General features: G+C 62.4%; 1 protein-coding gene. It reads left to right on the top strand.

Annotated elements, in window-relative coordinates; all coding sequences use genetic code 11:
* Positions 1-521 (top strand): Fic family protein (locus SQ11_RS15815; RefSeq protein ID WP_041515166.1); only part of this gene is annotated, 521 nt, incomplete at both ends.

Genomic DNA, 521 nt, shown 5'->3' with positions numbered 1-521 from the left:
TTTCTGCCTGTCTCGGGGGCTCGGCCATCTGTGGTTCGTCACGCTGCTTCCGTGCGACGATGGCAATGGCCGTATCGAGCGGGCCATTGGCGATCTGCTGCTGGCACGCGCCGACGGCAGCCCGCAACGCTTCTACAGTTTGTCGGCGCAGATCCAGCGCGAACGTAAGGCCTACTACGACATCCTGGAGCGGACGCAGAAGCGGTCGATGGATGTCACTGAGTGGCTCGCGTGGTTCCTCGACACGCTGCATCGTGCCGTCGACCAGGCACAGCACATACTCGATGCCGTGCTGACCAAGACGCGGTTTTGGCAGCGCTGGGCGACCACGCCACTGAACGAGCGACAGGTGAAATTGCTGAACAAGCTGCTCGACGGCTTCGAAGGCAAGCTCACCAGCAGCAAGTGGGCGGCCATCGCCAAGTGCTCGCCTGACACGGCGCTACGCGACATCAACGACTTGCTTGCGCGGGGCGTGCTGCGGAAATCGGATGCAGGTGGGCGTAGCACCAGCTATGTAT

The sequence above is a fragment of the Nitrosospira sp. NpAV genome (genome assembly GCF_000832065.1).
Lineage (GTDB): Bacteria > Pseudomonadota > Gammaproteobacteria > Burkholderiales > Nitrosomonadaceae > Nitrosospira.
This window is presented reverse-complemented; position numbering and strand designations above follow the sequence as displayed.